Here is a 13,229-nt window from a genome sequence, read left to right as displayed (position 1 = left end):
ATGGCGTTCGAACTTCCGCCGCTTCCGTATGCGTACGACGCTCTGGCTCCGTACATCTCGTCGGAGACCCTGCACCTGCACCATGACAAGCACCACCAGACCTACGTCACCAACCTGAACAACCTGACCAAGGACACCCCGCTGGCCAACGCCAGCCTGGAGGAGGTCATCAAGGCCTCGGCCGGTGACTCGTCCAAGGTCGGCATCTTCAACAACGCCGCCCAGGTGTGGAACCACACCTTCTTCTGGCAGTGCCTGAAGAAGGACGGCGGCAAGATGCCGGCGGCCCTGGAGCAGCGCATCGTCGCCGACTTCGGCAGCGTCGACAAGTTCAAGGAAGAGCTGACCCAGGCCGCCCTGACCCAGTTCGGCTCGGGCTGGGCCTGGCTGTACCTGGACGGCGACAAGCTGAAGGTCGGCAAGACCGGCAACGCCGACACCCCGCTGGCGCACGGCCAGAAGCCGCTGTTCACCATCGACGTGTGGGAGCATGCCTATTACGTGGATTTCCAGAACCGCCGCGCCGATTTCGTGAAGGCGGTCATCGACAACCTCGCCAACTGGGACTTCGCCGCCGAGCAGCTGGCTGCGTGATCCTTCCCAATCTCCTTCCCCTGCGATCGGATCGGCCTTCGGCCAACCGAGAGCGGGGGAGGGTCGGGGTGGGGGCAAGCGCCGTAAGGACATGCCTAAAGCAAAGGCGCCCGAAAGGGCGCCTTTGTCGTTTTCAGAGCTGATGTATGGATCACACAGGCAGCATCGCCGCCGCGACCCGCCGGCCCTCGGCCAGCAGGACGTTGTAGGTGCGGCAGACCGCCCGGCTGTCCATCAGTTCCACCACCACGCCCCGCTCGCGCAAGCCCAGGCGCAGGTCCTTCGGAATCATCCGCATGGTGGGGCCGGTGCCGAGCAGCAGGATTTCCACCTTCGGCTCGGCCTCCAACACGGACGAGAAGTTGTCCACCGACAGGGAGGCGGCGTCGGTCGCCTCCCACGCCAGGGTGCGGTCGGGCAGGACGATCACCGCGCCGACACGCCACTGGCCGGAAATGCAGAACTGTCCCGGACCATAGCCGTCGATGACCTGACGGTCCGACGGGATCATCGGCATGATGTCGGCCATGCTGCCCTCTCCTTGCTGTCGCTGTCCGGCCTTACGGCGTGGTCGCCGGGGAGTTTCCGGCGGGGGCGTCGGTCGGGGTGCCGCGCCGCAGGCGGTTCTCACCCAGGAACAGCAAGATGGGGGCGGCGATGAAGATCGACGAGCTGGTCGCAAGGAAGATGCCGAAGATCAGCACGATGCCGAAATCCTGCAGCGCCTCGCCGCCGAACAGCGCCAGCGGGATGATCGACAGCAGGGTGGACATCGAGGTGCCGAGCGTACGGTTCAGCGTCTCGTTGATCGATTTGTCGATCAGCTCGCGCAGCGGCATCTTCTTGTAGATGCGCAGGTTTTCGCGCATGCGGTCATAGACCACGACCTTGTCGTTCACCGAATAGCCCATGATCGTGAGTATCGCCGCGACCGCCACCAGATTGAACTGCAACCCGGTGATCGCGTAGAAGCCAACGATCTTGGTGATGTCCAGCAGCAGCGTGACCACCGCGCCGAAGCCGAACTGCCATTCGAAGCGGAACCAGATGTAGATCAGCATCGCCAGCATGGCGAGGCCGAGCGCCAGCATGCCGTTGGCGAACAGCTCGCCGCTGACCGACGCGCCGACCGCTTCGACACGGCGGACCTGGGTGCCGGGGACCGCCTCGGCCAGCGTGTTGCGCACCCGGTCGGCAGCGACCTGCTGCGCGGCATCGTCGCCGGGCTGGCGTTCCAGCCGGATCAGAACGTCCTGCGGCGAGCCGAACTCCTGCAGCGCCACCTGCCCCATGTCGAGGCCGGTCAGGGTGTGGCGGAGCGAGGCGAAGTCGGCTGCCTGCGGCGTGCGGGCCTCGATGACGATGCCGCCGCGGAAGTCGATGCCGTAGTTCAGGCCGGGATAGAAGAACAGGAAGACCGAGGCAAGCGAGAGCACCGCCGACACGACCAGGCCGGCGATGCGGCCGTTCATGAACGGGATCTTGGTGTTGTCGGGAACGAGGCGGAGATGGAACATCGTTGGACCTCTCAGACCGGCAGCGTGGCCGGACGCGTCCGGCGCAGCCAGGTCACCATCATCAGGCGCACGAGCACCGTCGCGGTGAACATGGAGATGAGGATGCCGAAGGTGATGGTGACGGCGAAGCCCTTGATGGTGCCGGTGCCGAAGATGAACAGCAGCGCCATCTTGATGGCCGTCGTCAGGTTGGAGTCGACGATGGTGCTGTAGGCACGGCTGAATCCGGCCTCCATCGACGCAAAGACCCCACGGCCCTTCTTCGTCTCCTCGCGGATGCGCTCGTTGATCAGGATGTTGGCGTCCACCGCCAGACCCAACGTCAGCAGGATGCCGGCGATGCCCGGCAGCGTCAGCGTCGCGTGCAGCAGCGACAGCGCCGCCAGCGTCAGCACGATGTTGATCAGCAGGGCGAAGCAGGCGAAGGCACCGAACAGCCCATAGGACGCGATGATGTAGACGCAGACCAGCACGAAGCCGACGACGACGGCGGTCAGGCCGGCGCGGATCGAATCGGCGCCCAGGTCGGGACCGACCGTGCGCTCCTCGATCACCTTCAGCGGGGCCGGCAGGGCACCGGCGCGCAGCAGCACGGCGAGGTCGTTGGCGCCGGCGGCGGTGAAGTTGCCGCTGATCTGGCCGCGGCCGCCGGTGATCGGCTCGCGGATGACGGGGGCGCTGATGACCTTGTTGTCGAGCACGATGGCGAAGGGCCGGCCGACATTCTGCTTGGTCACTTCGGCGAAGCGGTTGGCGCCGGCAGTGTTGAATTCGAAATTCACCACCCATTCGCCGGTCTGCGGATTGGTGCCGGCCGATGCGTTCTGCAGCGTGGCGCCGTCGACCTCGACCTTCTTGCGAATGACGTATTTGGACTGATAGCGGTCGCCCTCGGCCGACGGCAGGATCTCGGACCCCGGCGGGGCGCGGCCGGTGTTGGGATCGGCGTTTACGTCGACCAGCCGGAAGGTCATCTTGGCGGTGGTGCCGAGCAGCCGCTTGATGCGGTCGGGATCCTCCACGCCGGGCAGCTGGACCAGGATGCGGTCGTCGCCCTGGCGGGCGATGGTCGGCTCGTTCACGCCGGTCTCGTCGATGCGGCGGCGGACGATCTCGATCGACTGTTCGATGGCCTGGGTGGCGCGGTCGCGCAGCGCGACCTCGCTCAGCGCCACGGTCACCGTGTCGCCGTCGGCGGTCACGTCGAGGTCGGGCTGCCCGCCGCCCAGGGCGGTGCGGCCGACCGGGCTGGCGAGCTGGCGCAGGGCCTTCACCGCCTCGGCGGCCTGGGCCGGGTCGCGCAGTTGGACGGTCACGGCGCGCTCGCCGGCGTTCAGCGCGGTGTAGCCGATGTTGGCGGTGCGCAACTGCTGCCGGGCGCCGTCGACCAGACCTTCCACCCGGTCGCGGATGACGGTGGCCATGTCGACTTCAAGCAACAGATGCGATCCGCCGCGCAGGTCGAGACCCAGCGACACCCGGGTGTTGGCGTACCAGGACGGCAGCGCCGCCAACGTGTCGCGGCCCATGAAGTTGGGCAGCATCAGGATGAAACCGGCGATGCAGGTCGCCAGGATCATGTAAATCTTCCAGCGCGAAAAATAGAGCATGCGTCACTCGAATCCGATCAGACACCCGGTCCGGGCGACCGGTCCGCCGCTTGCGGGCGGACGACGGCCGGGCCGGACGGGAAGCGCCTTCGGGCCGACCCGCGGGAGAGGGGCCCGGCTGCGGCTTACTTGCGGCCGAACAGCTTGCCGATCCCGCCGGCGGCGGTGGTGTCGGCCGGCTTCGCCTCGCCCTCGGTGGCCGGGGCGGCGTCGCCGCCGGACTTGCCGGCCGGCTCGGTCTTGGCGAGCACGAGGTTCACGGTGGAGCGCAGGCAGCGCACGCGCACATTCTCCGCGATCTCGACGGTGATTTCGTCGTCGGTGCCGACCTTGGTCACGACGCCGATGATGCCGCCGCCGGTCACGACGCGGTCGCCGCGGCGGATGGCCGACAGCATCGCCTTATGCTCCTTCATCTTCTTCTGCTGCGGACGGATCAGCAGGAAGTAGAAGACGACGAAGATCAGGATCAGCGGCAGAAACTGGACGAGCATGTCACCGCCGCCGCCAGCCGGGGCCGCCGTCTGTGCATAAGCCGTCGAAACGAACATCTGGAAGCTCCTTACAGGTTTGGTCTCGGCACCCAATCGGCGTTCCGCCGGGACGCCGCGACTATAGCCGCCCATGACCGGGATGCAATGGTGATGCGCCACAATCCGCAGGGCGGCCACAGCTTGTGTGCTTGCCCTGCTGTGTTACCGTGCGAAGGCGTCGGAAAGATGGCTGCGCGGGCGCCCACTTTCCATGGAACATCCAGAAAAAATGTCCGGAAAATTATGTCGCAATCCATCAACAACTCTGGCAACGGCTCTGCTGCGGACCAGCCGCTGATTCCGCTGCTGACCCGCATCGCCGAGGCGCTGGAGCGTCTTGCCCCGCCGCCCGACCGGCCGCTCGACTTCGGCGCGGCGGACGCCTTCGTCTGGCATCCCGATCCCGACCGGCTCGAACCGGTGCCGGTGGTCAACCGCGTCGACATCATGCTTCTGCAGGGGATCGAGCGGCAGCGGGAAATCCTGCTGGACAACACCCGCCGCTTCGCCGCCGGCCTGCCGGCCAACAACGCCCTGCTGTGGGGCGCGCGCGGCACCGGCAAAAGCTCGCTGGTCAAGGCGGCCCACGCCGCCATCTGCCTGGAGCGGCCGGGCGAGCTGGCGCTGGTGGAAATCCACCGCGAGGATATCCCCACCCTGCCCCGCCTTCTGACCCGGCTGAAGGGCGAGGCGCGCCGCTTCATCCTGTTCTGCGACGACCTGTCCTTCGACCATGACGACGCCCATTACAAGTCGCTGAAGGCGGTGCTGGACGGCGGCATCGAAGGGCGGCCGGACAATGTGGTGTTCTATGCCACCTCCAACCGCCGCCACCTGATGCCGCGCGACATGATCGAGAACGAGCGGTCGACCGCCATCAACCCAGCGGAGGCGGTGGAGGAGAAGGTGTCGCTGTCCGACCGCTTCGGGTTGTGGCTGGGCTTCCACAACTGCGACCAGGACACCTACTTCGCGATGATCGAGGGCTATGTCCGCCACTTCGGCCTGGACATCCCGGCGGACCGGCTGCGCGCTGAGGCCGTGGAATGGTCGGTCACGCGCGGAAGCCGGTCGGGCCGGGTGGCCTGGCAGTTCATCCAGGACCTGGCCGGTCGCCTCGGGAAGCCCCTTCGCTGACCTTGCGGTCCATCTGGTCGCTCGGGTCAACGGCTTGGCTGCCCTTGCGCAGCTCGAAATGCAGCTGGGGCGAGGATACGCCGCCGGTCTGGCCGACCCGGGCGATCAGCTGCCCCCGCTTCACCGTGGCGCCGCGTTCCACCTCGATCTTGTCGAGATGGGCATAGGCGGTGATCCAGCCGTCGGAATGCTTCAGCAGCAGCAGGTTGCCGAAGCCGCGCAGCTCGTTGCCGGCATAGGCGACCACGCCGTTGTCGGCGGCGACCACCGCGGTGCCCTTCGGTGCTGCGATGTTCAGGCCGTCATTGTGCAGCCCGTCAGGCTTCGGCCCGAAGCCGGAGATCAGCTTGCCCTTCACCGGCCACAGGAAGCGGGCGCTGCCGCGCGGCGGCGGCGCGCCGACTTCGGCCTTCGGCTCCGGCTTCGGCGGCGGCGCGGCAGTGGCCACCTCCTGCTGGGGCGCAGCCGGGGGAGGCGTGGTTGCGGCTGGGGCCGGGATCGGCGTCGGAGCCGGCTTGCTGCCGGGCGGACGCAGCATGGTCGGCGCCTGCCCCGGCTGATAGGTGACGTCGCCTTGGGCCGCCGGTGCCGGCGATTGGCCTGCGGGCGGTTCTGGAGCAGCGGATGCCTTCGGCGGCGGCAGCGGCGTCGCGGAAATGCCGCCGGACGACGAGGACGCGCCCGGCGGCGGCAGTTCGGCCGACTGGATCGAGCCATGCCCGGCGACCGAGCCACCCGGCGCAGTCCCCTGCGGCGTCAGGGCGATGGCACCGCCGCTCGCCACCCCGCCGGACGCCATCATGGTGCCGCTGCCGTCGCTGGCGCCCGGCAGGCGCAGGGGCTGGCCGACCTTCACGCCGTAGGGCGGCGACAGGTTGTTCAGCCGCGTCAGCTCGCTGACGTCGACATTGTACATGCGGGAGATGCTGTAGAGGCTGTCGCCCTTCTGCACGATGTACTGGCGTGAGGTCGGCAGGATCAGCCGCTGACCGACCTCCAGCCGGTAGGGCGCGGCCAGCTTGTTCACCTCGATCAGGTCGCGCAGCGGCACATTGTAGCGGCGAGACAGGCTGTAGGCACTGTCGCCCTTCTGCACCGTGATGGCGCCGCCGGCCGAATCCGGTACGTCGGAGACGGTGGTGAAGGGAGCCAGCCCGCCCACCCGTTCGCAGGCGCCGAGCGCCAGGACGGCGGTGGACAGGACCAGTGCGGACAGCAGGTGCTTGGGCATGGCGGATTTCATGCGGAACGGACCGGTTGCGGCGGGTCGGACAGCAGCGGAACGAAACGGACGGGCCACAGGTCCTCCCGGATAAGGCCAGCTTCGGAGCGCCGGAAACGCACGACCCTTTGGTCGCGGTGATCGGACCCCAACGGAATGACCAAGACACCACCAACGGCGAGTTGATCCGTCAAGTCTTTTGGCGGCTCCGGCCCACCGGCGGCTGTGACCAGTATACGGGCGAAGGGCGCCTGCTCCGGCCAACCCCGCGTCCCGTCGCCGAGCCGCGTGGTGATGTTGCCGATGTCGAGCGCCTTGAAGCGCGCCTCCGCCTCGATCAGAAGCGGTTTCAGCCGCTCGATGGTGAAGACCCGGCGGCAGAGCCGCGACAGCACCGCCGCCTGATAGCCGGAGCCGGTGCCGACCTCCAGGACAAGATGCCGCGGCTGAAGCTCCAGCGCCTGGGTCATCAGCCCGACCACCAGCGGCTGGCTGATGGTCTGGCCGAGGTCGATCGGCAGCGCCGTATCCTCCCACGCCCGGTCCTGGAAAGCCTCGGGGACGAACAGTTCGCGCGGGATCCGCTCGATGGCCGCCAACACCTTCGTGTCGGTGACGCCGGCCCCGCGAAGGGCCATCAGCAAGCGGATCTTGCGCGGGTTGTATGTCACACGAAAGCCTGCCTCAACGTCTGCAGCGTCGGCGTGTGGGTAAGGTCCAGATAGACCGGCGTCACCGAGATCCCGCCGTTGAACACGACATGGATGTCGGTGTCGTCCGCGACGTCGGCCTCGCCCCGCAGGGTGCCGATCCAGATATAGGGCTTGCCGCGCGGGTCCACACGCTCGAACAGCTCGTCGCCGATCTTGCGCTTGCCGTGGCGCACCACCCGGATGCCCGTCACCTCCGCGGCCGGACGGGCCGGGAAGTTGACGTTCAGCAGCACGTTCTTCGGCCAGGCCACCGTCACCGCCTTGCGCACCACGTCGGCGCCATGGGCGGCGGCGGCGGACCAGTCGATAGGCTGGCCCGGCTCGTAATGCTGGCTCATGGCGATGGCCGGAACGTTCAGCAGCGTCGCTTCCATCGCCGCGGCGATGGTGCCGGAATAGGTCACGTCCTCGCCGATGTTGGAGCCCTGGTTGACGCCGGACAGAACCAGCGTCGGACGGGCGTCCCTCATCACATGATTGACCGCCAGCAGCACGCAGTCGGTCGGCGTGCCGTCGACGGTGAAGCGGCGTTCGTCCAGCTTGCGCAGGCGAAGCGGCCGGTTGATGGTCAGCGAATGGCTGGCCGCCGACTGCTCCATCTCCGGCGCGACGACCCAGACGTCGTCGGACAGCTCGCGCGCGATGGCTTCCAGGACCTTCAATCCCTGCGCATGGATGCCGTCGTCGTTGGTGACGAGGATGCGCGTCTGGGACAGGTCGAGCGGCAGGTCGAACATCAGATGGAAATCCTCTCCACTCCGCGCATGTACGGGCGGAGCGCTTCGGGAACCAGGATCGAACCGTCGGGCTGCTGGTAGTTCTCCAGCACCGCGATCAGGCAGCGCCCGACCGCCACACCCGATCCATTGAGGGTGTGCACGAATTGAGTTTGCTTCTCGCCCTTCGGCCTGCAACGGGCTTTCATCCGCCGCGCCTGGAAATCTCCGCAATTGGAGATGCTGGAGATCTCGCGGTAGGCGTTCTGGCCGGGCAGCCAGACTTCGACGTCATAGGTCTTGCGCGAGGAGAAGCCCATGTCGCCGGTGCACAGGACGATGGTGCGGTAGGGCAGGCCCAGCCGCTCCAGGATCGTCTCGGCACAGCGGGTCATGCGCTGATGCTCGTCCTCGGACTGTTCCGGGGTGGTGATGGCGACCATCTCCACCTTCCAGAACTGGTGCTGGCGGATCATGCCGCGGGTGTCGCGCCCGGCCGACCCGGCCTCCGCCCGGAAGCAGGGGGTCAGCGCGGTGTAGCGCAGCGGCAGCTCCTCCGACGCCACGATCTGGTCGTTGACCAGATTGGTCAGCGGCACCTCGCTGGTCGGGATCAGGTAATGGTCGGTCGAGGTGGTCTTGAACAAATCCTCCTCGAACTTCGGCAGTTGGCCGGTGCCGAACAGGGCGTTGTCGCGCACCATCAGCGGCGGGGCGATCTCGGTGAAGCCGTGCTCCGACGTGTGGATGTCCAGCATGAAGTCGGCGAGTGCACGCTCAAGACGGGCCAGACCGCCCTTCAGCACGGTGAAGCGGGCGCCGGACATGCGGGCCGCCGCCTCGAAGTCCATCAGGCCCAGCGCCTCGCCCAGCTCGTAATGCTGCTTGGGGTTGGCGATGTCGGGCGGGGTGCCCCAGCGGCGGACCTCGACGTTGGCGGTCTCGTCCGGCCCGTCCGGCACGTCGTCGGCCGGGATGTTGGGCAGGCCGGCCAGCAGGGCGTCGAGTTCGGCGCCGAGCGCGCGTTCCTCCTCCTCGACCTGGGGCAGGCGGTCCTTCAGGGTTGCCATCTCGTCCAGGATCGGCTGGGCGTCGCGGCCTTCGCGCTTGGCGAGGCCGATTTCCTTCGCCGCCTCGTTCCGGCGGGCCTGCATCTCCTGCATCTGGGTCTGCGCGGCGCGGCGGCGGCCGTCGAGGTCGAGCACGGAGGACGACATCGGCGCCAGTCCCCGGCGGCCAAGGCCGCGGTCGAAGGCTTCGGGATTCTCACGGATGGCGCGAAGGTCGTGCATGGCTCGAACAATCAACGAATTGGGTGGGGGATTGGTTATACGGCGCGACCCCGCCAAGGTCCAGTGCAAGCCCGTCCATCCACATGATCCAAAGGGATCTGCGCGAAAGGGATCTGCGTCAACGGCATGGCCGCTGCGCCCCGGCTGTTGTTGGAACCGGCGGTCGCGACAGGGCAATGTCCGTTGTGCGCCGCAATGGACGGCGTCGAAGACCGAAAATGGAGCCGAGCGCGTGCGCGACGAGATCGAGACCGGTGCCGAGACAGATGCAGAGGTCGCTTATCTGCAGGCCGGCACCCCAGCCTATCGCCGCGCCAGCCGCATCCTGTTCGTCGCCGGCTTCTCCACCTTCGCCACGCTCTACTGCGTCCAGCCGCTGCTGCCGGAGTTCGTGCAGGAGTTCGGGGTGACGCCGGCCGAATCCAGCCTGTCGCTGTCGCTGACCACCGGCGTGCTGGCGGTGGCTCTGTTGGTGGCGGGCGCCATCTCCGACGGGATCGGGCGCAAGCCGGTGATGGTGGCGGCCTTGCTCGGCGCCGGCATCCTCGGGATCATCGGCGCGCTGATGCCGGACTGGCACGGCTTCCTGGCGGTGCGGGCGCTGGAAGGGCTGGCGCTGAGCGGCCTGCCGGCGGTGGCGATGGCCTATGTCTCCGAAGAGGTCGATCCGAAATCGGCCGGCGTCGCCATGGGGCTCTATATCGGCGGCACCGCCATCGGCGGCATGTCCGGCCGGGTGCTGACCGCCATCGTCACCGATCTCGGCACCTGGAGACTGGCGGTGGGGGTTGTCGGCGCGCTGGCGGTGGCGGCGGCCGTCACCGTCTGGCTCGCCCTGCCGCCGTCGCGCCATTTCACCCGCCGCGCGGCAGGACTGCCGGCGCTGGTGCGGGCGTGGCGTGGGCTGTTGACCGATAGGGCACTGCTCGGGCTGTTCTCGCTCGGGTTCCTGCTGATGGGCGGCTTCGTCACCGTCTTCAACTATATCGGCTTCCGCCTGAGCGAGCCGCCGTTCGAGCTGCGGCCGGCCATCGTCGGCGCGATTTTCCTGGTCTACAGCTTCGGTGTCGTCAGTTCGCCGCTGTTCGGTGGCTGGTCGGGGCGCTTCGGGTCGCACCGCACGCTGGCGGCGGCGGTGGCGCTGATGGTGGGCGGGCTGGCGCTGATGGAGATCGACAGCCTGTTCGCCATCGCCCCCGGCATCGCGCTGTTCACCTTCGCCTTCTTCGGCGCCCATTCCATCGTGTCGGCCTGGATCGGCCGGCGGGCGGCGGTTGCGCGCGGGCAGGCCTCGTCCATCTATCTGTTCTGCTACTATCTGGGCTCCACGGTCGCCGGAACGCTGGGCGGGTTGTTCTGGCACGGCTTCGGCTGGACCGGGGTCGCCGCCTTCGTCGGGCTGCTGATCCTGATCGCGGTGGGTGTGACGGCCGGGCTTCAGCGCAGCCGCTGAAGGCGCGGCGAACGGTCGCGGTTGTCCTTCTCCGTATTGCGTTGCGCCGGGGTGCGTATCAGGCTGGACGGGTTCGCTGGGCAGGAGTGCGCAGGGTGAGTGACCTGACCGTCTATCTGGAAAACGATGCCCGCCGCCCGGAACTCCGCACCGCCGATCCGGCGCTGATGGCCGGTCACCTGGCGCATATCGGCATCCTGTATGAACGCTGGACCGCCGGTGCCCCCCTGCCCGCCTCCGCCGACGGCGACGCCGTGCTACGGGCCTATGCCGCGCCCATCGACCGATTGAAGGCGGCCCGCCGCTTCTGCACCGTGGATGTCGTTCGCGTCACGCCCATGACTGACGGCATCGAAGCCCTGCGCGCAAAGTTCCTCTATGAACACACCCATGCCGAGGACGAGGCGCGGTTCTTCGTGGAGGGTGCAGGCGCCTTCTACATCCATCTCAATGCCCGCGTCTTCCGCGTGGTCTGCGAGACGGGCGACCTGCTGAGCATTCCCGCCGGCACGCCGCACTGGTTCGACATGGGGCCTCGGCCGCGCTTCACCACGATCCGCTTCTTCAGCCGGCCCGACGGCTGGGTGGCAACGCCGACCGGCGACACCATCGCCGCACGCTTCCCGCTTTTCGAACATGAGGCTGTGGAGGCGGCCTGACACCACCCCATTTCCGTCCCAAAAAATTCACTTGAATCACGGGCGGAAAAGCGTAAATCAATCCGCACGACGCACCCGCACGTGCCTATGGCCCTCTGTGGTTATGCTACGACGTACCGCGTCCTTTTTGGCAGAACCGGCCATTCCAGTGGGCCGGTCCCGAGAGGGAGGTCAGTATGTACGCTGCCCACGGTGGGGCTGTGAGACGGTAGCCCTTTAGCCGGTAAACGACGCGCTGTTGCCTGGAGCTTCACAGCCCGGGGCCGCTGCTCGCACCGGCTATTTCCGTCTCCCCCCTTTTCCAAATCCGATCAACCGCCGATTCCGCTGCGCCACCCGTGCCCCAGCCTTGTGCTGGCCGGCTTGTGACGCGGCCGGGGATCGCCGTCTGCTCACCGGGCCGGTTTGCACGCCGCCGTCCGGGGATAGGAGTGCGCCATGGGTTTCCTGCGTTCCCGTTCCGCCGTCACCCCGCTGCGCCGCGTCGGCCTGAACGACAGCAGCGCCGTTTCGCTGTCCACCGGCCGCCGCTCGACCGTGACGCAGGCCGTCGCCCTGCACCGCTCGGAAGAGCCGATGCACTGCATCCGCCCCGGTGTGCTGGCCGACACCGCCGGCAGCTTCCTGACGGCATTCGCCGGTGCGACCGACGCGGTCGGCCGCGGCGGCGACGTGCTGTATGCCGTGAAGTGCAACCCGGAGCCGGCGGTTCTGCGCGCCCTGTGGGCCGGCGGCGTGCGCCATTTCGACGTCGCCTCCCCCGGTGAAATCCGCCTGATCCGCCAGATGCTCCCGGACGCCGTCCTGCATTACATGCACCCGGTCAAGGGCCGCCAGGCGATCCGCAACGCCTATCACCAGTATGGCGTCCGCGACTTCGTGCTCGACAGCCGGGAGGAGCTGGACAAGATCCTGGATGAGACGGACGGTGCGGCCGACCTCGGCCTTGTCGTGCGCCTCGCCCTGCCGAAGGGCAACGCGGTCTACGACCTGTCGGGCAAGTTCGGCGCCGCCACGGCCGATGCGGTGGAGCTGCTGCGCGCCGCCCGCGCCGTGGCGCCGAAGGTCGGGCTGTCCTTCCATGTCGGCTCGCAGATGCTCGACCCGTCGGCCTACGAGCGCGCCATCGCGCTGGCCGGCCGCGTCATCGCGGAGAGCGGCGTCGCCATCGACGTGCTGGATGTCGGCGGCGGCTTCCCGGTGTCCTATCCGGGCGTCACCCCGCCGCCGCTCGGCGACTTCATGGCCGCCATCGCCCGTGGGATCGCCACCGTCGACCTGCCGGCGCACTGCCGCCTGTGGTGCGAGCCCGGCCGAGCCCTGGTCGCCCCCGGCGTCTCGCTGGTGGTGCAGGTGGTCAAGCGGCGCGGAGCCGAGCTGTTCATCAACGATGGCGTCTATGGCGCGCTGTCGGATGCCGGCGTGCCCGGCTTCCGCTTCCCGGCGCGGCTGATCCGCCCGTTCGAGGCGATGACCGACGCCGAGAGCGAAGCTTTCAGCTTCTATGGTCCGACCTGCGACAGCGCCGACAAGATGGCCGGCCCCTTCCACCTGCCGGCCGATGTGAAAGCCGGCGACTGGATCGAGCTGGGCCAGCTCGGCGCCTATGGCTCCTGCCTGCGCACCGCCTTCAACGGCTTCGATCAGGCGCGGGTCGTCGAGGTGTCGGACGCGCCGCTGCTCGCCACCCCCGGCTACGAGCTGCGCTCCTGCGCGGCCTAAAAGAGAAGCCGGTTTTCCGTGGATAAAGCGTAAAGACATCCGTAACATTCAGTGGCCCGGC

13 protein-coding genes are annotated in these 13,229 nt (G+C 67.9%); 5 read left to right on the top strand and 8 right to left on the bottom strand.

Translation table 11 applies throughout. The features are described from left to right. The gene (locus B9N97_RS19395) at positions 1 to 594 is read left to right on the top strand and encodes a superoxide dismutase (protein WP_085089394.1); all 594 of its coding nucleotides are present in this window, start codon (positions 1 to 3) and stop codon (positions 592 to 594) included. 151 nt (positions 595 to 745) lie between these two features. Here the strand turns inward: B9N97_RS19395 and B9N97_RS19390 are convergent, their stop codons facing one another. The 4 genes from B9N97_RS19390 to yajC form a co-directional block, all read right to left on the bottom strand. Continuing rightward, on the bottom strand, positions 746 to 1,123 hold the full coding sequence (locus tag B9N97_RS19390; RefSeq protein WP_085089393.1) for an Mth938-like domain-containing protein: 378 nt from the start codon (positions 1,121 to 1,123) through the stop codon (positions 746 to 748). Between the two features lie 31 nt (positions 1,124 to 1,154). After that, complete coding sequence (gene secF / locus B9N97_RS19385) at positions 1,155 to 2,111, bottom strand: protein translocase subunit SecF (protein WP_085089392.1); 957 nt, start codon at positions 2,109 to 2,111, stop codon at positions 1,155 to 1,157. 11 nt (positions 2,112 to 2,122) lie between these two features. Then, positions 2,123 to 3,721 carry a protein translocase subunit SecD gene (gene secD, locus B9N97_RS19380; protein WP_085089391.1) on the bottom strand — a complete coding sequence of 533 codons (1,599 nt, stop codon included), beginning with the start codon at positions 3,719 to 3,721 and terminating at the stop codon, positions 2,123 to 2,125. A 125-nt stretch (positions 3,722 to 3,846) separates the two neighbouring features. Beyond that, the gene (gene yajC / locus B9N97_RS19375; protein ID WP_085089390.1) at positions 3,847 to 4,272 is read right to left on the bottom strand and encodes a preprotein translocase subunit YajC; all 426 of its coding nucleotides are present in this window, start codon (positions 4,270 to 4,272) and stop codon (positions 3,847 to 3,849) included. A gap of 225 nt (positions 4,273 to 4,497) precedes the next feature. On the opposite strand from yajC, the gene B9N97_RS19370 reads away from it, so the two are divergent. Further along, complete coding sequence (locus tag B9N97_RS19370; protein WP_085089389.1) at positions 4,498 to 5,391, top strand: ATP-binding protein; 894 nt, start codon at positions 4,498 to 4,500, stop codon at positions 5,389 to 5,391. On the opposite strand, the gene B9N97_RS19365 is transcribed toward B9N97_RS19370, so the two are convergent. From B9N97_RS19365 to serS, 4 genes are read right to left on the bottom strand one after another with little or no spacing between them, the layout of a single operon-like run. Then, positions 5,348 to 6,622, bottom strand: a complete 1,275-nt coding sequence (locus B9N97_RS19365; protein WP_244560792.1) for a peptidoglycan DD-metalloendopeptidase family protein — start codon at positions 6,620 to 6,622, stop codon at positions 5,348 to 5,350. The two genes, B9N97_RS19370 and B9N97_RS19365, sit on opposite strands and share 44 nt — an antisense overlap. A gap of 8 nt (positions 6,623 to 6,630) precedes the next feature. Next, positions 6,631 to 7,284 carry a protein-L-isoaspartate(D-aspartate) O-methyltransferase gene (locus tag B9N97_RS19360; protein WP_085089387.1) on the bottom strand — a complete coding sequence of 218 codons (654 nt, stop codon included), beginning with the start codon at positions 7,282 to 7,284 and terminating at the stop codon, positions 6,631 to 6,633. Beyond that, complete coding sequence (gene surE, locus B9N97_RS19355) at positions 7,281 to 8,063, bottom strand: 5'/3'-nucleotidase SurE (protein WP_085089386.1); 783 nt, start codon at positions 8,061 to 8,063, stop codon at positions 7,281 to 7,283. The genes B9N97_RS19360 and surE overlap by 4 nt, the downstream gene beginning before the upstream one ends. Further along, the gene (serS, locus tag B9N97_RS19350) at positions 8,063 to 9,334 is read right to left on the bottom strand and encodes a serine--tRNA ligase (protein WP_085089385.1); all 1,272 of its coding nucleotides are present in this window, start codon (positions 9,332 to 9,334) and stop codon (positions 8,063 to 8,065) included. Before serS ends, surE begins: the two co-directional genes overlap by 1 nt. Before the next feature lie 232 nt (positions 9,335 to 9,566). Between serS and B9N97_RS19345 the strand changes: the two genes are divergently transcribed. The 3 genes from B9N97_RS19345 (at position 9,567) to B9N97_RS19335 (ending at position 13,168) form a co-directional block, all read left to right on the top strand. Further along, the gene (locus tag B9N97_RS19345; protein WP_085089384.1) at positions 9,567 to 10,787 is read left to right on the top strand and encodes an MFS transporter; all 1,221 of its coding nucleotides are present in this window, start codon (positions 9,567 to 9,569) and stop codon (positions 10,785 to 10,787) included. Positions 10,788 to 10,882: 95 nt separating this feature from the next. After that, complete coding sequence (locus tag B9N97_RS19340; RefSeq protein ID WP_085089383.1) at positions 10,883 to 11,446, top strand: 1,2-dihydroxy-3-keto-5-methylthiopentene dioxygenase; 564 nt, start codon at positions 10,883 to 10,885, stop codon at positions 11,444 to 11,446. Positions 11,447 to 11,884: 438 nt separating this feature from the next. Further along, positions 11,885 to 13,168: a type III PLP-dependent enzyme gene (locus B9N97_RS19335; RefSeq protein ID WP_085089382.1), complete on the top strand. Its 1,284-nt coding sequence runs from the start codon at positions 11,885 to 11,887 to the stop codon at positions 13,166 to 13,168. The last annotated feature ends 61 nt before the right edge of the window (positions 13,169 to 13,229 follow it).

The organism is Azospirillum oryzae, assembly GCF_900177515.1.
Taxonomy (GTDB): Bacteria; Pseudomonadota; Alphaproteobacteria; order Azospirillales; family Azospirillaceae; genus Azospirillum; species Azospirillum oryzae_A.
This window is presented reverse-complemented; position numbering and strand designations above follow the sequence as displayed.

Coding starts and splice junctions, on each gene's coding strand:
- yajC (WP_085089390.1), bottom strand. CDS start 4,272: ATGTTCGTTTCGACGGCTTATGCACAGACGGCGGCCCCGGCTGGCGGC.
- B9N97_RS19365 (WP_244560792.1), bottom strand. CDS start 6,622: ATGCCCAAGCACCTGCTGTCCGCACTGGTCCTGTCCACCGCCGTCCTG.
- surE (WP_085089386.1), bottom strand. CDS start 8,063: ATGTTCGACCTGCCGCTCGACCTGTCCCAGACGCGCATCCTCGTCACC.
- secF (WP_085089392.1), bottom strand. CDS start 2,111: ATGTTCCATCTCCGCCTCGTTCCCGACAACACCAAGATCCCGTTCATG.
- secD (WP_085089391.1), bottom strand. CDS start 3,721: ATGCTCTATTTTTCGCGCTGGAAGATTTACATGATCCTGGCGACCTGC.
- B9N97_RS19335 (WP_085089382.1), top strand. CDS start 11,885: ATGGGTTTCCTGCGTTCCCGTTCCGCCGTCACCCCGCTGCGCCGCGTC.
- B9N97_RS19390 (WP_085089393.1), bottom strand. CDS start 1,123: ATGGCCGACATCATGCCGATGATCCCGTCGGACCGTCAGGTCATCGAC.
- serS (WP_085089385.1), bottom strand. CDS start 9,334: ATGCACGACCTTCGCGCCATCCGTGAGAATCCCGAAGCCTTCGACCGC.
- B9N97_RS19370 (WP_085089389.1), top strand. CDS start 4,498: ATGTCGCAATCCATCAACAACTCTGGCAACGGCTCTGCTGCGGACCAG.
- B9N97_RS19395 (WP_085089394.1), top strand. CDS start 1: ATGGCGTTCGAACTTCCGCCGCTTCCGTATGCGTACGACGCTCTGGCT.